We start from the raw sequence: 25,512 nt of genomic DNA, 5'->3' as shown, positions 1-25,512 counted from the left end.
CCGCTCCGGCACTCGAACTGACACACCTATTACCTTTCATCCACCGAAGCTTTAGCGAAGGAGGACTTTACGCCTTTACCTCTTTACTTCTTTACCCTTTTTATGAGATCGCCACAGTTTGCTTCGTAAACCTCGCGAAGACGAATCTCTTGTAACCTTATAACCTCGTAACCTTAAAAACAAAACCCCCGGCAGAACCGGGGGCAAAACAAACACTAAAAAAATGGATAATCTTCAACTAAGATGATCAAAGTAAAGGGTTGACCCCTTGTTTAAATGATAGTTGATTTACCATATTCTATATTCTCAGGATCAAAGCAGATCTTGTCACCTTCATCGGCCAGCAGGGAGGCGATATGATCTCCCACCTCCTTGGTTCCGAACCTGGAACCGGGCTTGAGGTCTTCTGTTACGATCTCTCTTTCAATGGCAATAGTAACCGCGCAGTCCAGGGCGTGCGCCTCCTCATTGAGTCCGAGGTATTCCAATAGCATCACAGCCGACAGGATCGAGGCAACCGGATTGGCAATGTTCTGACCCTTTCCTTGAGGGAATGACCCGTGAACAGGCTCAAAGAGTCCGTGCTTATCGCCAACAGAGGCCGAAGCTAGGAGTCCGATGGAACCACCGATCACACTTCCTTCATCAGAAATGATATCTCCGAACATATTCTCGGTAAGGATCACATCGAATTGCGAAGGATTCAAGATCATTTGCATAGCGGCATTATCCACGAAAAGGAAGTCGAGTTCCACTTCCGGATAGCTTTCCCCGACCTTGGTCACCACCTTACGCCACAGGCGTGAGGTTTCCAGCACATTGGCCTTATCGACCAGGGTTACCTTGTTTTTGCGGGTTCTGGCCGCTTTGAAGGCCTGGTGAGCGATACGTTCGATCTCTTTCTCTGAATACTCACAGAGGTCAGAGGCCAGCGTACCTTCTTCATTCAGCTTTTTCTCCCCGAAATAGATCCCTCCCGTAAGCTCACGGTAGATGGTCATATCGGTATTTTTGATGCGATCCGGACGCAGGGGCGAACGGTCGATCAGGGAGGTGTACGCCTTGATAGGGCGGATATTGGTAAAGAGGCCCAGTTCTTTTCTGAGCTTTAGCAGCCCTTGTTCCGGACGTACCCTGGCCGAAGGGTCGTTATCGTACTTAGGGTCGCCAATGGCGCCAAAGAGTACGGCATCACTGTTTTTGCATAACTCGAGTGTGGCCTCCGGCAGGGGATCTCCGGTTTTGTCTATAGCGACAGCTCCCACGGGAGCCTCTTCAAAGGTAAAGTTGTGTTCAAAGGTGTCGCCTACAACCTTAAGGCATTTTATCGCCTGCTCAGTGACCTCCGGGCCAATTCCGTCGCCCGGTAATACGGCAATCTTAAAATTCATAGCGTTCTCTTTTAAAACGTGCGTTGTTGTTCATAGGCCGCAATGGCCTCCTTTTTCGTCAGTAAATAATCGATATCATCATACCCGTTGATCAGGCACATCTTCTTATACGGATCAATATCGAACCCCTCCACATGGTCGGTGCCTTCAAGACCTATGGTCTGTTCTTCAAGGTTGACTTCTATGGTGGTTTCGGGGTCTTTTTGACAGGCATCGAGAAGCGTCTTTAAGAACTCCTCACTGATCTGTACGGGTAGTAATCCGTTGTTCAGGGCATTCCCTTTAAAGATATCGGCAAAGTAGCTTGAAACCACTACTTTTAATCCGTAGTCGGCAATGGCCCATGCGGCGTGCTCACGAGAGCTTCCGCAGCCAAAATTATTCCCTGCGATCAGGATCTTACCGCCATAACGTTCGTCGTTAAGGATAAAGTCCGGATTGGGTGTGTCGTCGTAGGCATACCTCCAGTCGCGAAACAGGTTCTCGCCAAAGCCCTCTTTATTGGTGGCTTTCAGGAAACGCGCCGGAATGATCTGGTCGGTATCTATATTTTCTATGGGTAGGGGGATAGCCCTGGAGTTGAGTTTTTTAAATTTTTCCATCGTGTCTTTTCACTTACATTAAGGATGCTTCTTCTTTTTCTGCCTCCTGGGGTGTTACATCGGTGATCTTTCCGTGAACGGCAGTAGCTGCAGCTACCAGCGGACTCGCAAGGATGGTTCGGGCTCCGGGGCCCTGGCGGCCTTCAAAGTTCCTGTTCGATGTCGATACACAGTATTCCCCCGCAGGGATCTTGTCGTCGTTCATCCCCAAACAGGCCGAGCATCCGCTTTGGCGGATCTCAAAACCGGCGGCCTCAAAGATCTCCTGCAGGCCTTCAGAAACAATAGCCTTGGCCACCTGCTGGGAACCGGGTACGATCAGGGCATTCACATTATCGGCTTTTTTCTTGCCTTTAATGTACGCCGCCGCGATACGGAAGTCTTCAATACGCGAATTCGTACAGCTTCCTATAAATACATAGTTGATGGTTTTTCCGAGGAGTTGCTCGCCGCTTTTAAGGCCCATATAATCGAGCGATTTGGCGAAGGACGGACTCTCATCGAAGGGAATGGTATCAAAGATACGAATTCCCATGCCCGGATTGGTACCATAGGTCACCATTGGAGCAATTTCTTCAGCATTAAAGTGGTATTCCTTATCAAAAGAAGCTCCTTCATCGGTTTTGAGCGTCTTCCAGTAAGCTACCTTCTTCTCGAATTCTTCCCCTTCAGGAGCGAACTCACGGCCTTTAACGTATTCAAAAGTGGTTTCATCCGGAGCGATCATTCCGCCGCGGGCACCCATTTCGATACTCATATTACACACGGTCATACGGCCTTCCATGCTCATGTTCTCGAAAACGTCTCCGGCGTATTCCACGAAATATCCCGTTCCGGAATTGGTTCCCAGTTGGGCGATGATATACAGGATAACATCTTTAGGAAGCACCCCATCCTTAAGTTTTCCATTCACCGTAATGCGCATGGTCTTAGGGCGGGAGATCAGCAAACATTGGCTGGCAAATACCTGTGCTACCTGGCTGGTTCCGATCCCGAAGGCTATGGTTCCAAAGGCACCGTGGGTAGAGGTATGACTGTCGCCACAAACCATGGTCATTCCGGGTTGGGTGATCCCCAGCTCCGGTGCCATAACGTGAACAATACCCTGGTATTTATGTCCGAGTCCGTAAAGGGTTACGTCGTGCTTCTCGCAGTTAGCCGTGAGCATATCAACCTGCTTACGAGAAAGAGCGTCCTTAATAGGCAGGTGCTGGTTCTCTGTAGGTACATTATGATCGGCCGTTGCTACCACCTGTTCTTTACGGAACAGGGGAATATTGCGGCTTTCGAGCTCGGCAAAGGCCTGCGGACTCGTTACCTCGTGAATAAGGTGTTTATCGATATAGAGTATCTGGGGGCCGTTTTCAATACGTTCAACCACATGGGCATCCCAGACTTTGTCAAATAAGGTCTTTTTCATAGATCAGATCAGGCACTGGCCTGTATACGAATATTACATTGTTCTGCGATATGGTGAATATCGTCGTCAATAACTTCTTTCTTGGTGTCGGCAACTGCGAGGAACTTCTCGTAAACGGTATCCAACTGCACTTTGGTGAGTTCGTAGCCCACCAGTTTGGCGCGATAGGCCAGGGCGGCTCTTCCGCTACGGGCGGTAAGTACGATGGCCGAAGCGTTGACACCCACCTCTTCCGGATCGATGATCTCGTAGGTCTCCCTGTTCTTGATCACCCCATCCTGGTGGATCCCCGAGCTGTGAGCAAAGGCATTGCTACCCACGATCGCCTTGTTAGGCTGTACCGGCATGCCCATCTTTTCAGATACCATAAGGCTGGTATCGTAAAGCAGGCGGGTATTGATATCGGTTTGCAGGTTCAGGTCGGGATGTTGCCTCATGATCATTACCACTTCTTCGAGTGAAGTGTTTCCGGCACGCTCTCCGATCCCGTTAATGGTACACTCGATCTGGCGGGCACCGTTCATAACCCCGGCGATAGAATTGGCGGTAGCCATTCCCAGGTCGTTATGGCAGTGGCAGCTCAAAATAGCTTTGTGGATGCCAGTAACGTTCTCTTTCAGGTATTTCATCTTGTTCCCATACTCCTCGGGCAGACAGTAACCTGTCGTGTCAGGAATATTCAGTACGGTAGCACCGGCTTTGATCGCCGCCTCACAAACGCGTGCGAGGAACTCATTATCGGTTCTTCCGGCATCTTCCGCATAGAATTCCACATCTTCAACAAAAGACTTAGCGTAAGAAACCGCAGCTACGGCACGCTCGATGATCTCTTCCTTAGTAGCGTTGAACTTGTATTTGATGTGTGAATCAGATGTTCCGATCCCGGTATGTATACGTGGTCGTTTTGCACCCTTTAGGGCCTCGGCAGCCACTTCGATATCTTTCTTTACCGCGCGTGTCAATCCGCAAACAGTTGCATTCTTAACGATCTTTCCGATCTCCTGTACCGATCTGAAATCGCCCGGACTGGAAATTGGGAATCCGGCTTCTATAACATCAACACCGAGCTCATCGAGACGACTGGCAATAACAAGTTTTTGGGCGGTATCGAGTTTACAGCCAGGGACTTGTTCTCCATCCCGAAGTGTGGTGTCGAAGATTTGGACTTTTTCGTTATGCATTTTGTTTTTTTAAGTTAATTTCATCAATGAAATCCGAAAGTAGGCCGTTTAAAAAGTAACAGGAATCGGCCTACAGCAGAGATTACAATGTTTAAATGGGTTTTAACCTATATAAATAACTGAAAATCAATTAGTTAGCTTAAAAAGTATTACAATGACAAGCGCTTCCAGTGATAATCTTTTTGTGTTGGTTAAATCCCTTTCCAAGTCAGAAAAAAGGCAGTTCAAACTCTTTGTGAATCGGCTTGGAGTAAATGCTGACGCCAAATTCCTGGCCTTGTTCAATCTTTTGGATAAGATGACGGTCTATGATGAGAAAGAAGTGCTTAAAAGTGGGATCGTAAAAAAGCAGCAGCTATCCAATCTCAAAGCGCATTTATACAAGCAGATCCTGATAAGTCTGCGTATGAACCCTGTGAACCAGAACATCCGTATCCAGATTCGCGAGCAGTTGGATTTTGCCACCATTCTTTACCATAAAGGATTGTATAAACAGAGTTTGAAGATCCTCGATAAGGCGAAGTCGGTGGCCATCGATAACCAGGAAAAGGTGATCGCCTATGAGATCGTAGAGCTGGAGAAGATCATCGAAACCCAATACATTACCCGAAGTATCAGCGGTCGTGCCGATGAGCTGGCCATACAGGCCAAGGAGTTGAGTCAGCAAAACGTACTTACCAGTAAGCTTTCGAACCTGTCACTTCAGTTGTACGGGATCATGCTGAAGCTGGGATATGTAAAGAACGATGAAGAATATAAGGTGATCACCGAGTATTTTGAATCTCACCTGCCTGAATACGATCCGGCAACCCTCGATTTCAGGGAGAAACTATGGGTGTGTAAGGCGTATCTGTGGTATAGCTTCCTGACACAGGACTTTCTGGCCTGTTTTAAATACGCCAAAAAATGGGTGGACCTGTTCTATGAGAATCCGTCCATGATCTACCTCAATCCGGTATTTTACCTCAAGGGGAATAACTATTTGCTGGAGACCATGTATTTGGTGAAATCGCGAACAGGTTTTAAAGAGAGCCTGGAGCGTATGCAGGAAGCTATTGCAGACAAAAAGTTTCCGGTAAACGATAACCTGCAGGTATTGGCATTCCTTTATGTGAACAGCAATAAGCTCAATATGCACTTTCTGGAGGGGAGCTTTAGCGAGGGGATCGCTTTGGAGCCTGCCATTTTGGACGGAATTAAAAAATGGGGAAGTAAGATCGATGCGCACCACGTAATGGTATTCTACTATAAGCTCGCTTGTATGTATTTCGGAGTGGGCGACAATAAGAGCTGTATTGCCTACCTGAAAAAGATCATCGAGAACAAGAACCTCAAGATGCGGGAGGACCTCATGTGTTTTGCCCGGGTACTTAACCTGGTGGCGCATTACGATGCCGGTTTAGATTACCACCTCGAGGTGCAATTGCGTAGCACGTATAAGTTCCTGCTGAAGATGAACGAGCTTCATGAGGTGCAGAAGGAGATGATACGCTTTCTGAGAAACCTTGGGGATATTTATCCGCACGAGCTTAAGGACGAGTTCCGTAAGCTCCACAAGCGTCTGAAGGGATTTGAAGATCACCCGTATGAGAAGCGCGCCTTCCTGTATCTGGACATCATCTCCTGGCTGGAGAGTAAGATCGAGAATCGTCCGGTAGGTGATATCATCAGGGAAAAAGCCGCACAACTCATCCGTTAGTATGCAGGAAACCGAGAACAAAGGACTGTGGCCCTACCTGCAGCTCAACTTTGCAGTGCTGTGCATAAGCAGTAGCGGAGTTTTGGGCAGGTATATACAGCTCGATCCCGAGCTTACCATCTGGTATCGGGCGCTATTGGCAACTTTGGTGATCGGAGGTTTTTCCTGGTTTAAGGGGTATAGTTTTAAGATCGATAATAAGAAGGACCGTTGGATAGTGGTGCTTGGCGGACTCTTTTTCGGGATCCACTGGGTGACGTATTTTTATGCGCTGCAGTATTCGTCGGTAGCCATTGGGATGCTTTCCATTTATACGTATCCGGTGCTAACGAGCATGCTGGAACCCCTCATCTTAAAGACCCCTTTTAAAAAAATACACCTGCTTCTCGGGGCTATGGTATTAGGAGGTATCTGGCTTCTGGTGCCGGAATTTGATCTGGAAAACAAGTTTTTCATTGCGATCCTCTTTGGGTTGTGTTCGGCTTTGTTCTATGCCCTGCGGAATATCATCCTAAAGCCCCAGGTGAAGAAGTACAACGGATCGGTGCTGATGACCTGGCAGTTAGCCGTCATGGCGATAGCGTTGTTCCCGGTGGCAGGGAAGGCTTCGGTAACCACGTTCACAGAGAATTTCTATCCGATCCTGGCGTTGGCGGTGATCACCACGTCTATCGGACATACCTTATTGCTGATGACCTTCCGGTATTTTTCGGTGACGGCGGCGAGTATCATGAGCAGTGTACAACCGGTATATGGCATCCTGCTCGGGATGTTGTTTTTAGGGGAGATCCCCGGGGGGAATACCATTCTCGGCGGAGCGGTGATCATTTTGGCGGTGGTAGCCGAGAGTTTTATCAGCCGGAGACGGAAGGGGGGATGAATGGTGAATTGTGAATGATGAATTGTGAATGGTTGATTGTGGATGGTGGATTGTGGATGGTGAATGATGAATGATGAATTGTGAATGGTGGATTGTGGATGGTGAATGATGGATTGTGAATGATGGATTGTGAATGGTGAATTGTGAATGATGAATTGTGAATGATGAATTGTGAATGGTTGATTGTGGATGGTGGATTGTGGATGGTGAATGATGGATTGTGAATGGTGAATTGTGAATGGTGAATTGTGAATGGTGGATTGTGAATTAGGGTAGCCGGGTAAGCAGGTAAGCAGCTAGGCGGAGGTGGACACGACTGCAGGATTTTGCAATTCCGCGATTCCGCGATTTTACAATTTTACGATTCCGCGATTCCGCATCAATTCGAAAACTGAGAAGCGAGAAGCGAAAACCGTGGATGGTGGATTATGGATTGTGAAAGGTGGATTGTGAATGGTGAATGGTGAATGGTGCTTGCAGCTAAGTGCCCAAAGCCTTCACCCTTGCACTGGAGATAGGTATATGGAGTATCGTTCGGTCTGGCTATTTAAATTAATTGTTTGATGGTGTTCATGGGCAGAAACATTTTTTCGCTATCCGGTAATTCCTGGAAACCGTATTTCTTGTAGAAATCAACCGCATTTTGATTAATGGGGTCTACTACTACAGCCATAGCTCCGATACTCTTCGCAGATAAATTGTAGCTTCTGAATAAGGCATCAATGAGCAATATTTCACCTAGTCCCTTGCCTTTCTGAGAAATATCTCTGGCTAGTCTGCCTAACAGAATAACCGGTGCATTATAATTTTTGGGAACTCGTTTGACGTATCTTCCGGGGATCTCTTCTCTGCCTAAACTTTCGCTGGTAAGCGTATAGTAGCCTATTACATTTTGTTTTTCATCTAAAGCAACAAAACAGGTCGCAAGACGTTTTTTCATATCCTGACCGGCCTGTCTTTTTATGTAATCAGTTAAAGACGGCTCTTCGCAATTGAAATTTTGTCTGATGTGTTTTTTTTCCAGCAGCTTTATGGTCACTATAGATCCATTTTGGTTTTATACTTCTCAGCAGCCTTGATCAAATTTTGATTAGGCTTAGATGCTTCAAAAACGGCATCAAAAAACATATTCCGATCTCTTTCGCTCGCGAGAATTCGGTCATTTTTCGCAATTATTTCTTCGGCATGATCTTTTACGATACGAACAATAAAACTACTAAAGGATTTGTCGCCACTAAGCTTTTGTGCTTTGCGAAAAATTCTTTTCTCCTGATGGGATACGCGAATCTCAATTCGCTCATCCTTTGTTTTAGACGCTTCCATAAAATAATTAATTGGACTTATACAAATGTACGGTATAATGCCGTACAAAACAAGTTGTCAATGGATCCCCCTGTGATCACTAGTATCTCAAAACTCATTTTATCCTACTTGGCTTTAGCGAAGTATGAAAACTCCTGCCTCATTACTTATGACTTTAATCAAATGCAAAACTGCTGAATTGCAAAAGGGCAAAAAGGCGGATAGCGCTGTTGGCAGTAAGCTTTAGGCTTTAGGCTGTAAGCGATTCCTAACTTAAAACTCATAACTCACAACTCCCTTCTAATCCTGCTTACTGATCACCTCCTTGATCTTATCAAGATCACCGCTATCAGATAGTTTAGAAACGACTGCAGGGTCAAAATCTCCCTTAAAGTAGAGCAGCATATTATTGTTAGTGCCCTGATCGAACCAAATGAGTTCCTTGACGCGGTCTCCTTTTTCTCGGATGGAGAAGAGGCTGGTGTTCTTTTCTTCATCGGTGCGGCGGTACACATCGGTATATCGGTTAGCGGTAATTCGGTTGATGTCGGTTTCGAGCATGGCGGAATACATTCGGTCTCCGGCGGGAAGATTCATAAACCGAATGTCGTCTACGTTTTTCAAAAGGTCATTCATTTCCGGAGAGGAGTTCTTGAGCATGGATAGGACGAACTGAGGCACTTCAATGGCGGTAACTCCCGGATCGTATTTATGGGTGTTGTAGAAATTGTTGATCCCTGCACTCCCACAGGAGAAAAGGAGGATACTGAAAAGGAAATAGAAGGTAGTTTTCATAATCGGAAGAATTTTTGCGCATCGCAGATTATGAATTCAGAAGATGTTGGAGAATGATAAAGATAAGGTTTTTCACGAATGTCATCACGAGGGAATATAACGACCGAAGTGACCTGATAAAAGGGTGAAGGGGTAAAGGGGTAAAGGGGTAAAGGGGTAAAAGGGGTGAAGGGGTAAAAGGGGTGAAGGGGTAAAAGGGGGGGTAGGTAGGTAGGTAGGTAGGGTATGTCACCTCGAGTGATTGCGAAGCAATCGTATCGAGAGGTAGTTAGTAGGTACGTGAAGAGAATAAGTAGCTTATTGTCTTTACGAGGATGAGCGAAGCTACGACGCGGCAATCTCATGAAAAAGTGTGAAGGGGTGAAGGGGTAAAGGGGGGGTAGGTAGGTAGGTAGGGTTAGTCACCTCGAGTGATTGCGAAGCAATCGTATCGAGAGGTAGTTAGTAGGTACGTGAAGAGAATAAGTAGCTTATTGTCTTTGCGAGGAGGAGCGAAGCTACGACGCGGCAATCTCATGAAAAAGTGTAAAGGTGTAAAAGGTAAAGAGCGGTGAAGTTGCTTGTGCCTGTTTATCTGATGTGTCTTATTGACAATTCAAAGGAAATTCATTATATTACATCAATTAATAAAATATTTTATCAAATGACAGGTGATATCGATATAACGACAAAACAACTTGATGCACTGCGGGATGTATTGGGAAAAAAGTACATCAGAAGCAGGGTGGAAAGTCCTTATGATTATATTGAGATCGCGACCAAGGGCCTCAATGCCAATATCATCAAGAACTTCCGTGAATACTTTGATCTCTCATTGGGGGCTACAGCCCATATGCTTAATGTTTCTGAACCCTCCATATACCGATGGACTAAGGCGAATAAAAAACTGGAAAGAAATGTATCGATCAAACTCTTTGAGATATCCGAACTCTTTCTGACAGGAACTGAGATCTTCGGCAGTAAGGAGAACTTCTTCAAATGGCTTAATCTTCCCAATACCGCATTAGGAGGTATGCAGCCCAGTGAACTCATTGAGATCCCTGAGGGTGTGTCTAAGGTCAGAGATATTCTGGGTCGAATTGAACACGGGGTATACAGCTAGATGATCGTTTACAGAATCACAGGAAAGAAGCATGCCGCAGATCTGTCAGGAACAGGGGCTGCCATTCACGGTGGTCGTTGGAACAAAAAGGGATCTGCAGTGATCTATACCGGCGAATCTAAGGAGATTGCACTTCTTGAAACCATTGTACATACGCCGCCCATGTTGGTGCCGGACCTGGATATTCTAACTCTGGAGATCCCGGACCAATCCATAACAGAAATAAGCATACATGAACTCCCCAAAAATTGGATAGACTATCCGGCACCTTCCATCCTGGCTCAAATTGGGGAAGACTGGATAAGAAAGGGAGAGACCATAGCTCTGAAAGTCCCCAGTTGTATTATTCACAGTGCCAATAACTACATCCTCAACTGCAGGCATAAAGATTATGACACCGTCAAGCTGCTCGACCACAGGGATTTTCATTTCGATTCGAGGTTGAATTCTTAGATGGGGAAATAGGGGATTAGGGAGGTGAAAAATTGTGAATTGTGAATGGTGAATTATGAATGGTGAATTATGAATGGTGAATTATGAATGGTGAATTGTGAATAGTGAATTGTGAATGGTGAATTGTGAATGGTTAATGGGGAGTAGGGAGTAAAAAACGACATCACGCTATCACGACTACACCGAAAAGCTAACTAAAAACTCACAACACTAAAACTAATAGCTATGGTTGAATCACCACCTGCGTATCGCTTACAGCATATAGCCTACTGCCTTTTCGCAATTCAGCAATTCCGCATTTCCACAACTAAACACTAACAACTGAAACCTGAAAACTGAGAACCGAAAACCCCAATCTATAATCTATAATCCAAAATTTACAATTGATCACATGCCTTCCATATGGAATCATTTTCCGGTACAGGGGCCACAATACTTATCGGGCTCTTTTTCACTGGATGAACGAATTCCAGCTTGCGGGCGTGGAGGTGAATGCTTCCGTCCTTATTGCTTCGGGAGGCGCCGTATTTCAGGTCGCCTTTGATAACACATCCTATAGATGATAGTTGGGAGCGGATCTGGTGATGGCGTCCCGTTTCCAGGTCGATCTCCAGAAGGTAATAGCGATCCAGCTTCTTAATGAGCTTATAGTTGAGGATAGCCTTCTTACTATCGGGCACCTCCTTGATATGGGCGTACGACTTATTCTGCTTGGGATTCCGCTTCATCCAGTGCACGAGGCGGTCGGCTTCCTTGGGAGGAGCTTCTTGTACCACGGCCCAATAGGTTTTTTGGGTTTCCTTTTCCTTAAAGAGTTTATTGAGGCGAGGCAGGGCCTTGGAGGTTTTCGCAAAGAGTACCACTCCGCTTGTAGGGCGGTCCAGGCGATGTACGACTCCCAAATAGACGTTCCCGGGTTTGTTGTATTTCTCCTTGATGTATTCCTTGACCACCTCAGAGAGGGGCTTATCGCCGGTCTTATCCCCCTGAACGATATCTCCGGGACGCTTGTTCACCACAATAATATGGTTGTCCTCATAGAGCACATCCAGATTATCCTTGGTAGAAACCTCCTTTTTCAAAATGCTGATTTAATACGATTCCTCGGCATTAGGGAAATCAACCGATTTCACATCGTCAACATATTGTCCGATGGCTTTGGTCATATCTTCATAGAGGTGCATATACCTGCGCAGGAACCGCGGATTGAATTCATGGGTCATTCCTAGTAGATCATGCAGCACGAGTACTTGTCCGTCGACCCCGCTTCCGGCACCGATCCCGATCACGGGAATGCTCACGCTTTCGGCAACTTCTTTCGCCAGGTGGGCAGGGATCTTTTCGAGAACAATGGCAAAACATCCGCATTTCTCGAGCATCTTGGCATCGGCTTTTAGTTTTTCAGCCTCGGCTTCTTCTTTGGCGCGAACGGTATAGGTTCCGAACTTGTAAATGGCCTGCGGGGTGAGTCCGAGGTGTCCCATCACAGGAATACCCGCATTGAGAATACGTTTGATGGAGTCTTTGATCTCCTTTCCGCCTTCAAGCTTTACCGCATGGCCGCCGCTTTCTTTCATGATACGGATCGCAGAGCGCAACGCTTCCTTGGGGTCACTCTGGTAGCTACCAAAAGGAAGGTCTACCACCACCAGGGCGCGGTCGATTCCGCGAACCACAGAAGAGGCGTGATAGATCATCTGGTCCAGGGTAATAGGCAGGGTCGTTTCGTGTCCGGCCATCACATTACTGGCCGAATCCCCGACGAGGATCACATCGACCCCGGCACCGTCAACAATGCGGGCCATGGTGTAATCATAGGCGGTGAGCATGGAGATCTTCTCTCCGTTTTCCTTCATTTCCTGAACCGATTTTACGGTCACTCTTTTGTATTCTTTTTTAGCAACAGACATGCGTTGAATTTTTAGGAATGTAAAAGTAAAGCTTTCCCCGTTAAATGCATAACAAGGAGGGAAAAAGGTGGAAGGGGAAAGCGGTAACAGGGAATAAGTAAAAGGTAACAGGTAAGGGGGTATGAGGAAAGAATAAGTGGCTCCCTGTCTTTGCGAGGAGTGTAGCGACGCGGCAATCTCATGAAAGAAGGTAAAGCCCTCCAGCGCTAGAGCTTCGGAGCGTAAAAAGGTGAAAGGGTAAAGGGAATATTGAATTATAGATTATAAATGATAAATTAGTTTTTTATTACCCGTAACTCACAACTCACAACTCATAACCCGTAACCGCAAACATGAAAAAAGCAATTCTTTTAACGCTAGTACTTCTTTCCGCTATGAACGCCAACGCCCAAACATCCGAAGAAGCTGCCGTAAAACAAGTGATTATTGATTTCTTTGACGCCTTTCACCAAAAGGACACCGCGGCCTTACGAACCATGGCATTGCCTGAAACCCCCATGCAGACCATTACAAAGAATAAGGAAGGGCAGGACGTTTTGGTCAAAAGCACCTATGACACCTTTTTAGAGCGTATGGCTACCATGCCAACCGACCTGGAGTTCAAAGAGGAGATCAAGGGGTATGATATCCGCATAGATGGCGCTATGGCCAATGCCTGGACGCCTTACACCTTTTGGGTAAACGGCGAGGTTTCCCATTGCGGGGTGAATTCGTTTCAGCTCATGAAACATAATGGTTCCTGGAAAATTTTCTTTGTTGTCGATACAAGACGTAAAAATTGTGAATGATGAATTGTGAATGATGAATTGTGAATGATGAATTGTGAATGGGGTGTTAGAAGTTTATATAGAAAATATTCCATACATTTAAACTTCAATTACATCATCATGAATCCCATTAAAGAAAAAAGTTTTTCATTCGCGTTGAAGATCATCAGTTGCTATAAATATTTAACTTCAGAAAGGAATGAATATGTAATGAGTAAGCAGTTGCTTAGATCGGGGACTGCAATTGGTGCTATTTATCGCGAAGCAGAACATGCGGAGTCCAGAGCAGACTTTATACATAAGATGGCGATAGCACAAAAGGAAAGTAGCGAGACCTTGTATTGGATCGATCTGTTAGCTTCCTCAAATTATATTGATAATGAACTCCACACAGAGCTATCCAGTAGGAATATTGAATTAAATAAATTGATCTCAAGCATCATCATTACCTCAAAAGCTAAAAGGAGATAAGCCTATTCATTCATAATTCACCATTTACAATTCACAATTATTTATCAGATTAGCAATCTGATAAATAAACCCCCACAGCCAATCCGCCTTCCGAAGTCTCTTTATACTTCGAATTCATATCCTTAGCAGTTTCCCACATGGTATTCACTACTTTATCCAGTGGTACCTTAGCATCTTTAGGATCTGATTCTAATGCAAGTTCTGCGGCATTGATAGCCTTGATGGCTCCCATGGAATTTCGTTCGATACAAGGGATCTGTACGAGTCCGCCGATCGGGTCGCAGGTGAGTCCGAGGTGGTGCTCCATGGCGATCTCGGCAGCCATAAGTGCTTGTTCCGGGGTGCCGCCTAGCAGCTCACAAAGGGCACCGGCTGCCATAGCCGATGAAACGCCGATCTCTGCCTGGCATCCGCCCATAGCCGCAGAGATGGTAGCTCCTTTCTTGAAGATACTTCCGATCTCACTGGCCACCAGGAGGAATTTCTTGATCTCTTCCCTTCCGGCCTCGTGGTTCTCAATAACGAGGTAGTACATGAGTACGGCCGGGATCACTCCGGCGCTTCCGTTGGTAGGTGCGGTAACGACGCGTCCCAGGGAGGCGTTCACCTCATTCACACTTAACGCAAAGCAGGATACCCATTTGAGGATCTGGCGGAACTTCACTTCGGTTTTTCTGATAGCAGCGATCCAGTCATGCGGATTGCTATAGATCACGTCACCTTTGAGGCGTTGGTGCATTTCAAAGGCACGTCGGCGCACATTGAGTCCGCCGGGAAGGATCCCCTGGGTATGACACCCGGTATACATGGATTCCAGCATGGTGTTCCAGATGCGTTCCAATTCCTTATCGATCTCCTCATCGCTGCGCAGTGACTGCTCGTTTTCCAGTACGATCTCTGAAATGCTCTTTCCGGTTTTCTGACAGCAGGCCAAAAGCTCATCACCCTTCTGGATCGGGAAGGGGAAGGTTCTGAAGATCTCCTTGTTCTCCTTGGCGTGTTCCCGTTCTTCTTTTACAACGAATCCGCCTCCTATAGAATAGTAGGTTTCACTGACCACACGACCATCGGCCAGCGTCCCTTCAAAGGTGAGTCCGTTGGCATGAAAAGGCAGAAAGGTTCTGTGGAATACGATGTTTTCGCTGAATTGAAAGGGGAGAATGAGCTCTCCGTTCAGGGTTAGCTGATGGGTGGTTTTCACCTTATCGATCAGGGGAGCGATATCTTCCACGGGAAAGAATTCCGGGTCACACCCGGAGAGTCCGAGGAGAATAGCCAGATCGGTAGCGTGCCCTTTTCCGGTAAGGGACAAGGATCCGTACACATGCACCTTAACATCGATAAGATCTGCAAATACCTTTTCTTCCTTCAGTTCGGCGATCCATCTTTCGGCAGCGCGCCATGGCCCGAGGGTATGAGAACTACTGGGGCCGATCCCGATCTTCAGCATGTCGAAAACACTGATACATTCCATTTGCGAAAACGTTTTAGAACGGGCGCAAATATAGTTTTTTGTAATTATAAATTATGAATGGTGAATTATAAATTAAGGGAAGGAGGGAAATGGGAAATGGGAAATGGGAAATGGGGAAATGGGGAGATAGGTAGGTAGGTAGGTAGGTAGGTAGGTAGGTAGGTAGGTAGGTAGGCGGGATTTGTCACCTCGAGTGATTGCGAAGCAATTGTATCGAGAGGGGTGGGAAAAGGTAGGTAATCGGGTATACAGGTAGGCGGGATTTGTCACCTCGAGTGATTGCGAAGCAATTGTATCGAGAGGGATGGGAAAAGGTAGGTAATCGGGTATACAGGTAGGCGGGATTTGTCACCTCGAGTGATTGCGAAGCAATTGTATCGAGAGGGGTGGGAAAAGGTAGGTAATCGGGTATACAGGTAGGTAGGATTTGTCACCTCGAGTGATTGCGAAGCAATTGTATCGAGAGGGGTGGGAAAAGGTAGGTAATTGGGTATACAGGTAGGCAGGATTTGTCACCTCGAGTGATTGCGAAGCAATTGTATCGAGAGGGGTGGGAAAAGGTAGGTAGGTAATCGGGTATACAGGTAGGCGGGATTTGTCACCTCGAGTGATTGCGAAGCAATTGTATCGAGAGGGGTGGGAAAAGGTAGGTAATCGGGTATACAGGTAGGCGGGATTTGTCACCTCGAGTGATTGCGAAGCAATTGTATCGAGAGGGGAGGGAAAAGGTAGGTAGGTAAGCGAAGGGTACGCCATCATGAGAAACAGTAAACTGAGAACTGAAAACAGAAAACCGAACTCACAACTAACCACAGAAAACTAACAACTAATAACTCTTAGAAATCCAAAAAATCAATAACCTATAATCTATAATTTATCATTATTTTCACCCTTATAAAACCAACCTATGCACCTAACCTTAACCAAACACGTGCTGGAGCTCGAATTCACCTTCAGCATTTCCAGGGAATCTCATGACTTTCAGGACTCCCTGATCGTAAGCCTTTCACAGGGCGGCATAACGGGATATGGGGAATCTACTTCCAATCCGTATTACAACATCACGGTAGAAAGCATGATAGCCGAGATCGAAGGTATTCGTCCGCAGATCGAAGGGATGGAACTCACCACTCCTGAAGCTTTTCACGCTTTTTTGACCGATAGCGGACTCTCTAATTTTGCGATCTGTGCCCTTGACCTGGCCGCCAATGATCTGTGGGGTAAACTACAGGGGAAACCCCTGTATGAGCTATGGGGGACAACGAATGACGCCTATCCAAAGACCAATTACACCATTGGGATCGATACCGTTGAAAAGATGGTGGCGAAGATGAAAAGTAAACCTTGGCCGCTCTACAAGATCAAGCTGGGAACCGATAAGGATGTAGAGATCGTTCGCGAGCTGAGAAAACATACCGATGCAATTTTTCGTATCGATGCCAATTGTGCGTGGACGGCCGACCAGGCTATTGCATATGCGCCTCAGTTAAAAGCGCTGGGTGTGGAATTTCTCGAACAACCTTTAAAGGCCGACGACCTGGAAGGCTATAAGAAGTTGATGGAGCACAGTGTGCTTCCCGTGATCGCCGATGAGAGTTGTATCGTAGAGAGCGACGTAGAAAAATGTGCCGGCCATTTTCACGGGATCAATATTAAGCTCACCAAGTGTGGCGGACTCACCCCGGCGAGGCGAATGATAAAAAAAGCGAAGGCCTTAGGCATGAAGGTGATGGTAGGTTGTATGACCGAATCTACCGTGGGGATCTCGGCCATTGCGCAGCTATTACCCCAACTGGATTATGTGGATATGGACGGTGCCTTATTGCTCAAGAAGGATATAGCCAAGGGCGTACATATCAACCCCGATGCATCTGTAGTTTTTCCCGAACTAGCCGGAAGCGGAGTAACCCTTTTATAGACCATGGCTATCACCATAGATCACTTTCCGGGACGAACCCTGTGCACAGAAAATGGGGAGTATACCTATTTTGGGGGTACGGCCTACCTTGGATTGCAAACCCACCCTGAATTCTTAGACCGCTTTCGGGAGTACCTGGCTACTGCAGGAACCACCTATGCGGCATCCCGAAATGCCAATGTGCAACTGCGGCCTTTTCATGAAGGCGAGCGCTGGTTGGCGAACCTTACCGGGGCGGAAGATGCACTTTATGTTTCATCAGGCTTTGCTGCCTGTCAGCTGGTGCGCAAATACCTAGCCTGTAGCGGACATAAACTCTTCTTTGCACCCCATACCCATGCGGCCTTGTTATTTCCCGGTGACCGCAATTACGCTTCGCTGGAAGCCCTAAGACGCGATATTTTAGCCTACCTGGATTCACATCCGTCCCTACCGCCGGTACTCATCTTTGATACTGTTGATTTTACTGGAGGAGCTCCTTTGGATTTCGAATGGTTAAAGACCCTGCCATTGCAGGACCTGATCCTGGTGGCCGATGATTCCCATGCCATAGGGATCACCGGAGAACAAGGCGGGGGGAGTTTTAACATCCTGAAAGCTATGGATCCTGAAGGATTATTGGTGTGCGGATCTATGGGTAAAGGATTTGCGATCACCGGCGGATTCCTCCTGGGAGAAAAGAGTGTGCTGAAAGCCATAGGAGGCGACCCTTGGTTTGGAGGCAGTGGCCCCGGAACTATGGCTGGACTGCAAACGCTTATAGGCGCTGAAGCCTTACTGAAAGCGCAGCGCAAAAAGCTGCATCGCAATATCAAACTGTTTACCACCCATTGCAATACCCTGCATCGCTTTGCCTGGAGTGAAGGCTATCCCTGCTTTACGGTGACCGATGATCACCTATCAGATTTTCTGGAAGAAAGAAGTATGGTGGTCACCAATTTCCATTACCCCAATGCCGATTCACCTCTGATGTGTAAGATCGTGATCTCGGCTTTTCACGAGGAAAATGATATCTTGCAGCTCGCCGAACACCTGAATAGTTATTACGAAAAAGCTTAATCCTGATATGATAAGATTAAATCGCTCTAAACGCACCCTCATCTTTGGGTCTCATACATTCTCCGTACCCTCGTACCTCCGTACCTCCGTACCTTCACTTGTTCTTGTACTTTCATTAACGATATTCTTCACGTCTTGTCAGCCCGAAAGCGCTTCTAATGCAGAAGTCGATCAATTACTGGAAAACATGCAAAAGACCTATGCTCCCGATAAGCGGGTGGCCCGTTTTCACCTGGACCTGGAAAAGCAGGGAGCACAATGGGTGCTTAAGGGCCAAAGTGATCAAAAGGAGGCATATGCGGCCTTAAAGGATAGTTTGAGTGGTTTAAGGTTGAAGTACATAGACAGCGTACAGCAACTGCCGGAGAGCGGACTTGGAGCCGATACCCTGGCGGTGGTACGCCTTTCCGTTGCCAATTTACGCTCAAACAAAGGGCAGTCGGAGGAGCTAGCCTCACAGGCTACCATGGGAACCGTGGTCAAGGTATTGGCAGCAGCAGAAGGGAACTGGCATTTGGTACAAACGCCGGACGGATACATCGCCTGGGCCGATGATGGGGCCATTACCCTGATGAATGCTGAAGAACTCAAAGGATGGCAGGAAAAGCAGAAGCTGGTGTTTAGCATGCCCTATGGCCATGCGAGAACCGAGCCTTCTGAAAAGGCAGGGATCGTTTCAGACCTCGTGGCCGGAGATATCTTTGCCTATATAGGAGAGGAAGGTGACTTTTTAAAGATCGAATATCCCGACGGAAGGCAAGGTTATGTGTCCAAAGACGACGCCTTTCCATACGACTTGTGGATCGAACTATTGGAAACCGATGGTGAGAGCCTGGTTGCTATGGCGAAGGAGATGATGGGTCTCCCGTATTTGTGGGGAGGGACTTCATTCAAGGGGGTGGATTGCAGCGGATTTACCAAGACTGTTTACTTCCTCAACGGACTCATCCTGCCGCGGGATGCGTCTCAGCAGGTACATAGCGGGATGCTGGTAGACGAAGAAGGGGATTTCTCTAAACTCCAACCCGGAGATCTTTTGTTCTTCGGTCGCTACAGGGAAGATGGATCAGAGAAAGTCACCCACGTAGGTATGTGGATCGGCAATAATGAGTTCATTCACTCTTCCGGAGATGTGCATATTTCCAGCATGGATCCTGAAGCATCCAACTACGATGAGTTTAATCGTAACCGTTATTTCCGTGCTAAACGTATTTTGGGGAACTTAACGGAGGATGTTAAAAAGGTAGAAGACGTTTATTAGTTACGAGGGTACGTAGTTACGAAATTACGAAGTTGATCTTAGATTAATCACGATATAGAAAATATTCTATATATTTATGAGTCGTTAAATACATCAATCATGACTCATAGAGATTTAAAAGTATGGCAAAAGAGCATGGACCTCGTGCTCTATGTTTACCGATTAACCAGGAAACTTCCCGATTCTGAGAAATATGGTTTAGTTTCTCAGACCAATAGATCAGCTATTTCAATCCCCTCTAACATAGCAGAAGGCGCTGGGAGAAGTACACCAGGAGAGTATGTTCGATTTCTGGATATTGCTAAGGGGTCATTAAGTGAATTGGAAACCCAGTTGATCATTATGAAAGAACTTTATAAATGTGATACTGAATCTTTGGTAGAAAATGAGCTTAAAATAATTCGTGTGATGTTGACAAATCTCCAGAAAAGTATTTTGCGGAATTCAAAAAGTAAAAAATCTTAAACCTCCGTACCTCCGTACCTCCGTACCTCCGTACCTCCGTACCTCCGTACCTCCGTACCTCCGTACCTCCGTACCTCCGTACCTCCGTACCTCCGTACCTCCGTACCTCCGTACCTCCGTACCTACGTACCTCTAAATTAATTATCTTTGCCCCCTAACCAAAAACCCGACAATCAATGCAATGGATGGTCATCTGCACCCGCCCGAAATGGGAAAAAAAGGTCGCCAAGCGATTGGAGGAGCTCGGTATCGAGGTGTATTGTCCGATAGTTACTGAAGTACGGCAATGGAGCGACCGAAAGAAGAAGGTCAAGCGTCCGCTGTTCAATGGCTATGTTTTCGTGAAGATGGAAGAGAATAAACGCGATCTGGCCTTTGAAGCCGATGGGGTAGTGCGCTTTTTGTTTTGGCTAGGTAAACCTGCCGTGGTCCAGGAGCAGGAAGTACTGGCTTTAAAAGAATGGCTGGACGGCAAGGTCTATGATGAAGCGAGGCTTGTGGAACTCACTCCCGGGCAGGAAGTCAAAGTAAATTCCGGAACTTTTAAAGGACAGGAAGCCATCGTAGAAGAAACCGGTAGCAATAAGGTCAAGATCAGGTTGCCGAAGCTTAATTGTATGGTGGTCTTACATCCGTCTGAACTTCAATAGAATCGAACGATCTACTGAATTCCGAATAACCAGATCAATTATGAATTGTGGATTATGAATTATGGATTTCATGGTTAGCCTTTTCTGGACTTGGTGGTTAAGATGATGCTTGAAATTATCTTATTTATCGAATCATTTTTTGTTTTTAGTGCGCAATACACATCCTTGTCTATATATTCAGATGCTTTTAAGAGATCTATCCAATAAAGGGTTTCATTACTTTCTTTCTGAGCCATTGCCATTTTATGTATGAAGTCTGCTTTAGATTCTGCATGTTCAGCTTCTCTGTAAAGGGCTCCTATTGCTGTCCCAGATCTTAATAGTTGCTTGCTCATTACATATTCTTTTTTCTCAGTCAAGAGGCTCTTATAGCACTTAATGATGTCTAGGGCAAAACTGAAACTTTTGTCTTTTATCAGATTCATAAGTAATTATTTGAGTGTAAATTTATAGATTATTTACTACATAATAACAATCCACAATCCACAATCCACAATCCACAATCCACAATCCCCGACAATGATATTTTTAACACACCATGGCTGTACACGTAAAGCACTGTAAATCAACACCGAGCCCCACTCCCTCTTCCCCCACTTCCCTAACCCCCCATTTTATTACGGTTATCCCTTAAATAAACTCCCCCTCATTAATTATATTTGCGCCCTCAAATCATGCTATCCGGTAGCCTGGGATTTAGTGTTCTAACAGCGGCCTTGCGTAAAGGTCTGGGAACAAATTCAATAGGCTTTATGCCTTTTTTACATGTAGAACATGCCGGTAGAAGAATTTAATTGTTGCATATCTGTTTTTGACCATAAAAACGGGTGTCAATGGTTAGTTTTATGACAAATAAACCGATAATGCCTTCACATTCAGATACGACTTCAGGAAATGTAATTAACGCCATTCTCTCCGGTGGATTCGGGACCCGGCTCTGGCCGCTAAGCACCCCGGAAAAGCCAAAGCAGTTTTTGCAACTCTTTAACGATAAGTCGCTATTTCAGCATACGGTATTGAGAAACAGCCGATTGGTGCGATCAACAATGATCATCACCAATGAAGGGCATATCACCCAGGCGAATGCGCAGATGGAGGAGCTCGGTGAGCAATTCGGTCACGTGATATTGGAGCCCGTGGCACGAAATACCGCTCCTGCGATCTGTTTGGCAGCATTAGCCGTAGATAAGGAGGATATTCTTTTTGTTACCCCGAGCGATCATATGATCGGAGAAGACGGTTATGGTGAGAGTGTAAACAGGGCTATTGAACTGGCTGAAAACGGGTTTTTGGTGACCTTTGGAATAAAACCTGTGTATCCGGAGACCGGATTTGGATATATCGAATTTGCAGGTGAGGAAGTAAAGAGTTTTCGTGAAAAGCCTGATGAAGCCACTGCAAAACGATTTTTGGAGGCAGGGAACTTTTACTGGAACAGTGGGATGTTCTGTTTTAAGGCCGGCGTTTTTCTGGAGGAGATCGCAAAGTTGAGTCCGCAGATCTATCAAAAATGTGTGGAGGCTCATGAGAAAGGCATCACGGAAGAGACCATGGGGGCTATTCCATCGGACAGTGTGGATTATGCAGTATTTGAGCGCAGTGATAAGATCAGAACTGTACCGGCGCAATTTGAGTGGACCGACTTGGGGAGTTATGATGCCCTTATCGGGTACCTGGAAGATCAGGTGCAATCCAGCGGTGTTTCCAGCGTTTCAGGGCCGGGAGTAAAAAATACCCATGCTTTTAGCAAGAAGCGGGTACTCGGGGTGGGGCTTGAAGATATGAACATCATTGAAACCGAAGACACCATTCTCGTGCTTCCTAAAGGAGAGGGGCAACGAGTAAAAGAATTATATCAGGAATTTAAATAGAGTTTTGTCTGCTTCCGGGAGTAGAATGGGAGCAGCGATCTTTAAAAATAAATTAACTTTGTAGCGCTTTTTAAGGGCTAACGAATAAAAAATAAACCTAAAGTACCATGAGCAAAGTAGCATTGATCACCGGGGTAACCGGACAAGATGGCGCCTATTTATCGGAATTTTTGTTGAAAAAAGGGTATGAAGTACACGGACTCAAGCGTCGTTCTTCCCTTTTTAATACCGATCGTATCGATCACCTGTACCAGGATCCTCATGAGGAAGATGCCAAGTTCTTCCTTCATTACGGGGATATGACCGATTCGACCAACCTTATTCGTTTGATCCAGGAGATCCAGCCGGATGAGATCTATAACCTGGCAGCCATGAGTCACGTAGCGGTTTCTTTTGAAACCCCTGAATATACCGCCAATGCTGATGGTATCGGTACCCTTAGGATCCTTGATGCTGTTCGTCTTTTAGGTTTAGAAAAGAAAACACGTATTTACCAGGCTTCTACTTCAGAGCTCTATGGTAAAGTACAGGAAGTGCCTCAGACCGAGACCACGCCTTTCTACCCAAGATCACCATATGCGGTTGCTAAGATGTATGCCTACTGGATCACGGTAAACTATCGTGAGGCTTACGGGATCTATGCGTGTAACGGAATCCTCTTTAATCACGAATCACCGATCAGAGGGGAGACTTTCGTAACCAGAAAGATCACCCGTGCGGTTTCAAGAATTGCCTTGGGGCTTCAGGATAAGTTCTATCTAGGAAACCTGGACGCACAAAGAGACTGGGGGCATGCCAAGGACTACGTTCGTATGATGTGGATGATCCTTCAGCACGACGAAGCGGAAGACTGGGTGATCGCTACCGGAAAGACCACCCCTGTGCGTGACTTCGTGCGAATGGCTTTTAACGAGGTAGGAATCGAGTTAGAGTTTAAAGGAGAAGGTGTTGATGAAAAAGCCTATGTGGTAAAATGCAACGACGAGCGTTTCCAATTGCCTGTTGGTAAAGAGGTATTGAACGTAGATCCACGTTACTTCCGTCCTACAGAGGTAGATCTTTTGATCGGTGATGCCACTAAAGCAAAAGAAAAACTAGGATGGGTACCGGAGTATGACCTTCCTGCGTTAGTGAAAGATATGATGCAGAGTGACGTTAAGCTCATGCAAAAGCAGCAATTCCTTAAAGACGGAGGGTATCAAACCTTTAATTACTACGAGTAAATCACGGATTACACGGATTTAAAAAGGATTGCACGGATAAAGGAGGATTACACGGATAGGGATGAGTTTAAAGTACGAAAAGGAGACCTATAAAATAATCGGGGCGTGCATGACCGTTCATAAGGAAATTGGGAGTGGTTTTACAGAGGGCGCCTACCAGGAAGCCCTGGAGATGGAGCTCGAAGAACAGAACATCCCGTTTGAAGCCCAGGTTCGGTTACCGATCATGTATAAAGGCAAAAAACTCCGTAAGTATTTCGTCGCTGATCTTTTATGTTATGATAAGATCATTGTTGAGCTCAAAAGTTCTAATTTTCTCCATAAATCCGGTTCTGACCAGTTAGTCAACTACCTTAAGGCCACCAACCACGAGGTAGGATTATTGATTAATTTTGGGGAGTCTTCCCTCAAATGGAAGAGATTTATCAATTCAGTAAATTAGAAGACCTCTGCGTAATCCGCTTATATCCGCGAAATCACTAGAGAATCCGCGAAATTCATGATCAATCCATGAAATCCAAAAATCAACTAAAATGGAAATCAAAAAAGTAGAAATAAACAAAGACTCAAAAATATACGTAGCCGGCGGTAACGGAATGGTCGGATCCGCGATAATCCGTGCACTAAAGGCAAAAGGATACGAGAATATAATTCACAAGTCTAGTAGTGAATTAGATCTTAGAGATCAACATTCCGTGAGATCCTTCTTCGCAGAAGAAAAACCTGATGCTGTTATCGACGCAGCCGCAAGGGTAGGAGGTATCCTTGCCAACAGGGATTATCCGTATCAGTTCTTAATGGAGAACATGCAGATCCAGAACAACCTCATCGATGAGGCCAAAAAGGCCGGGGTAGAGAAGTTTGTTTTTCTGGGGAGTAGTTGTATCTACCCAAAACTGGCAAAACAACCCTTAACTGAGGATTGTTTACTTACCGGCCCTTTGGAGCCTACCAACGAATGGTATGCTATTGCTAAGATCTCAGGAGTTAAGGCTTGTGAGAGTATTCGCAAGCAGTTTGGCTTGGATTATGTGAGTTTGATGCCTACCAACCTTTATGGCCCTTACGATAATTTCGATCTGAAGACATCTCACGTGCTTCCGGCGATGATCCGCAAGTTTCACGAGGCCAAGGAAAATGGGAATGCTCCTGTAACCCTTTGGGGGTCAGGTAGCCCGATGCGCGAATTCTTGCATGTAGAAGATATGGCTCAGGCGGTGGTTTTCGCTTTGGAGCATACTTTGGAAGAGCATTTGTACAATGTGGGAACGGGAACCGACCTGACCATCAAGGCACTTGCAGAGATGATCCAAAAAGTAACCGGTCACCAGGGAGAGATCATTTGGGATGCTGAAAAGCCGGATGGTACCCCCAGAAAGTTGATGGATGTATCCAAAATGAGCGCCCAGGGCTGGAAAGCTTCAATTGCATTAGATGAGGGTGTAGCATCTACTTACGAGTGGTTTTTGAAGAATATCGATCAATTTAAAGAGGTAAAGCTTTAATGCGATTTGAGCACTCCCTATGGGGGTTGTAGCACATATATTTTATAATAGATAAAAGGCCTTCCGGATGTCATATGTCTGAAAGGCTTTTTTTTGGTTTAGCACCTTAGCAA

General features: G+C 46.0%; 26 protein-coding genes. 15 read left to right on the top strand and 11 right to left on the bottom strand.

The window, feature by feature from the left end; translation table 11 throughout:
- Positions 1-272 precede the first annotated feature (272 nt).
- From leuB to IS446_RS13280, 4 genes are read right to left on the bottom strand one after another with little or no spacing between them, the layout of a single operon-like run.
- On the bottom strand, positions 273-1,391 hold the full coding sequence (leuB, locus tag IS446_RS13295) for a 3-isopropylmalate dehydrogenase (protein WP_203061241.1): 1,119 nt from the start codon (positions 1,389-1,391) through the stop codon (positions 273-275).
- Between the two features lie 11 nt (positions 1,392-1,402).
- Positions 1,403-1,993, bottom strand: a complete 591-nt coding sequence (gene leuD / locus IS446_RS13290) for a 3-isopropylmalate dehydratase small subunit (RefSeq protein WP_203061240.1) — start codon at positions 1,991-1,993, stop codon at positions 1,403-1,405.
- 13 nt (positions 1,994-2,006) lie between these two features.
- Positions 2,007-3,413 (bottom strand): 3-isopropylmalate dehydratase large subunit, encoded by a 1,407-nt coding sequence (gene leuC / locus IS446_RS13285; RefSeq protein ID WP_203061239.1) that lies wholly within the window; start codon positions 3,411-3,413, stop codon positions 2,007-2,009.
- Positions 3,414-3,421: 8 nt separating this feature from the next.
- The gene (locus IS446_RS13280; protein ID WP_203061238.1) at positions 3,422-4,594 is read right to left on the bottom strand and encodes a 2-isopropylmalate synthase; all 1,173 of its coding nucleotides are present in this window, start codon (positions 4,592-4,594) and stop codon (positions 3,422-3,424) included.
- 154 nt (positions 4,595-4,748) lie between these two features.
- Between IS446_RS13280 and IS446_RS13275 the strand changes: the two genes are divergently transcribed.
- Together IS446_RS13275 and IS446_RS13270 are read left to right on the top strand one after the other, a co-directional pair.
- The gene (locus tag IS446_RS13275) at positions 4,749-6,293 is read left to right on the top strand and encodes a hypothetical protein (protein WP_203061237.1); all 1,545 of its coding nucleotides are present in this window, start codon (positions 4,749-4,751) and stop codon (positions 6,291-6,293) included.
- Position 6,294: 1 nt separating this feature from the next.
- Positions 6,295-7,173: a DMT family transporter gene (locus IS446_RS13270; protein ID WP_203061236.1), complete on the top strand. Its 879-nt coding sequence runs from the start codon at positions 6,295-6,297 to the stop codon at positions 7,171-7,173.
- 547 nt (positions 7,174-7,720) lie between these two features.
- On the opposite strand, the gene IS446_RS13265 is transcribed toward IS446_RS13270, so the two are convergent.
- The 3 genes from IS446_RS13265 to IS446_RS13255 form a co-directional block, all read right to left on the bottom strand.
- A complete protein-coding gene (locus IS446_RS13265) occupies positions 7,721-8,212 on the bottom strand; it encodes a GNAT family N-acetyltransferase (RefSeq protein ID WP_203061235.1) in 492 nt (163 codons plus the stop codon).
- Positions 8,212-8,496, bottom strand: a complete 285-nt coding sequence (locus IS446_RS13260) for a type II toxin-antitoxin system TacA family antitoxin (protein ID WP_203061234.1) — start codon at positions 8,494-8,496, stop codon at positions 8,212-8,214. Before IS446_RS13260 ends, IS446_RS13265 begins: the two co-directional genes overlap by 1 nt.
- 279 nt (positions 8,497-8,775) lie before the next feature.
- Positions 8,776-9,270 (bottom strand): DUF4252 domain-containing protein, encoded by a 495-nt coding sequence (locus IS446_RS13255; protein ID WP_203061233.1) that lies wholly within the window; start codon positions 9,268-9,270, stop codon positions 8,776-8,778.
- A gap of 643 nt (positions 9,271-9,913) precedes the next feature.
- Here IS446_RS13255 and parS point away from each other — a divergent pair.
- The gene (gene parS / locus IS446_RS13250; protein WP_203061232.1) at positions 9,914-10,372 is read left to right on the top strand and encodes a type II RES/Xre toxin-antitoxin system antitoxin; all 459 of its coding nucleotides are present in this window, start codon (positions 9,914-9,916) and stop codon (positions 10,370-10,372) included.
- The gene (locus IS446_RS13245; protein ID WP_203061231.1) at positions 10,373-10,825 is read left to right on the top strand and encodes an RES family NAD+ phosphorylase; all 453 of its coding nucleotides are present in this window, start codon (positions 10,373-10,375) and stop codon (positions 10,823-10,825) included. It abuts the gene before it with no gap.
- A gap of 377 nt (positions 10,826-11,202) precedes the next feature.
- Here IS446_RS13245 and IS446_RS13240 read toward each other — a convergent pair whose 3' ends face one another.
- Positions 11,203-11,910 carry an RluA family pseudouridine synthase gene (locus IS446_RS13240; RefSeq protein WP_203061248.1) on the bottom strand — a complete coding sequence of 236 codons (708 nt, stop codon included), beginning with the start codon at positions 11,908-11,910 and terminating at the stop codon, positions 11,203-11,205.
- 6 nt (positions 11,911-11,916) lie between these two features.
- The gene (gene panB, locus IS446_RS13235) at positions 11,917-12,735 is read right to left on the bottom strand and encodes a 3-methyl-2-oxobutanoate hydroxymethyltransferase (RefSeq protein WP_203061230.1); all 819 of its coding nucleotides are present in this window, start codon (positions 12,733-12,735) and stop codon (positions 11,917-11,919) included.
- Between the two features lie 332 nt (positions 12,736-13,067).
- Between panB and IS446_RS13230 the strand changes: the two genes are divergently transcribed.
- Entirely contained in the window at positions 13,068-13,523 is a 456-nt protein-coding gene (locus tag IS446_RS13230) for a nuclear transport factor 2 family protein (RefSeq protein WP_235996508.1), read from the top strand.
- A 99-nt stretch (positions 13,524-13,622) separates the two neighbouring features.
- Complete coding sequence (locus IS446_RS13225) at positions 13,623-13,973, top strand: four helix bundle protein (RefSeq protein WP_235996507.1); 351 nt, start codon at positions 13,623-13,625, stop codon at positions 13,971-13,973.
- A gap of 49 nt (positions 13,974-14,022) precedes the next feature.
- On the opposite strand, the gene IS446_RS13220 is transcribed toward IS446_RS13225, so the two are convergent.
- A complete protein-coding gene (locus IS446_RS13220; protein WP_203061229.1) occupies positions 14,023-15,447 on the bottom strand; it encodes an L-serine ammonia-lyase in 1,425 nt (474 codons plus the stop codon).
- Between the two features lie 907 nt (positions 15,448-16,354).
- On the opposite strand from IS446_RS13220, the gene IS446_RS13215 reads away from it, so the two are divergent.
- The 5 genes from IS446_RS13215 to IS446_RS13195 all read left to right on the top strand — a co-directional run bounded on the left by IS446_RS13215 (position 16,355) and on the right by IS446_RS13195 (position 20,800).
- Positions 16,355-17,365, top strand: coding sequence for a dipeptide epimerase (locus IS446_RS13215; protein WP_203061228.1), 1,011 nt, complete (start codon positions 16,355-16,357; stop codon positions 17,363-17,365).
- Between the two features lie 3 nt (positions 17,366-17,368).
- On the top strand, positions 17,369-18,424 hold the full coding sequence (locus IS446_RS13210) for an aminotransferase class I/II-fold pyridoxal phosphate-dependent enzyme (RefSeq protein ID WP_203061227.1): 1,056 nt from the start codon (positions 17,369-17,371) through the stop codon (positions 18,422-18,424).
- Positions 18,425-18,431: 7 nt separating this feature from the next.
- Positions 18,432-19,685 carry a C40 family peptidase gene (locus IS446_RS13205; RefSeq protein ID WP_203061226.1) on the top strand — a complete coding sequence of 418 codons (1,254 nt, stop codon included), beginning with the start codon at positions 18,432-18,434 and terminating at the stop codon, positions 19,683-19,685.
- A gap of 99 nt (positions 19,686-19,784) precedes the next feature.
- Positions 19,785-20,150 carry a four helix bundle protein gene (locus tag IS446_RS13200; protein ID WP_235996506.1) on the top strand — a complete coding sequence of 122 codons (366 nt, stop codon included), beginning with the start codon at positions 19,785-19,787 and terminating at the stop codon, positions 20,148-20,150.
- Between the two features lie 176 nt (positions 20,151-20,326).
- Positions 20,327-20,800 (top strand): UpxY family transcription antiterminator, encoded by a 474-nt coding sequence (locus IS446_RS13195; protein WP_203061225.1) that lies wholly within the window; start codon positions 20,327-20,329, stop codon positions 20,798-20,800.
- 74 nt (positions 20,801-20,874) lie between these two features.
- On the opposite strand, the gene IS446_RS13190 is transcribed toward IS446_RS13195, so the two are convergent.
- Entirely contained in the window at positions 20,875-21,225 is a 351-nt protein-coding gene (locus tag IS446_RS13190; protein WP_203061224.1) for a four helix bundle protein, read from the bottom strand.
- A gap of 438 nt (positions 21,226-21,663) precedes the next feature.
- Here IS446_RS13190 and IS446_RS13185 point away from each other — a divergent pair, with 438 nt between their 5' ends.
- The 4 genes from IS446_RS13185 (at position 21,664) to IS446_RS13170 (ending at position 25,399) form a co-directional block, all read left to right on the top strand.
- A complete protein-coding gene (locus IS446_RS13185; protein ID WP_203061223.1) occupies positions 21,664-22,671 on the top strand; it encodes a mannose-1-phosphate guanylyltransferase in 1,008 nt (335 codons plus the stop codon).
- A gap of 107 nt (positions 22,672-22,778) precedes the next feature.
- Positions 22,779-23,894, top strand: a complete 1,116-nt coding sequence (gene gmd, locus IS446_RS13180) for a GDP-mannose 4,6-dehydratase (protein ID WP_203061222.1) — start codon at positions 22,779-22,781, stop codon at positions 23,892-23,894.
- Between the two features lie 61 nt (positions 23,895-23,955).
- Entirely contained in the window at positions 23,956-24,336 is a 381-nt protein-coding gene (locus IS446_RS13175) for a GxxExxY protein (protein ID WP_203061221.1), read from the top strand.
- Positions 24,337-24,448: 112 nt separating this feature from the next.
- Positions 24,449-25,399 (top strand): GDP-L-fucose synthase family protein, encoded by a 951-nt coding sequence (locus IS446_RS13170; protein WP_317192216.1) that lies wholly within the window; start codon positions 24,449-24,451, stop codon positions 25,397-25,399.
- Positions 25,400-25,512: the final 113 nt, after the last annotated feature.

The sequence above is a fragment of the Robertkochia sediminum genome, from assembly GCF_016786255.1.
Classification (GTDB): domain Bacteria; phylum Bacteroidota; class Bacteroidia; order Flavobacteriales; family Flavobacteriaceae; genus Robertkochia; species Robertkochia sediminum.
Note: the sequence above shows the minus strand (reverse complement) of the source record. Positions and strands in the feature narration are given on the sequence as shown.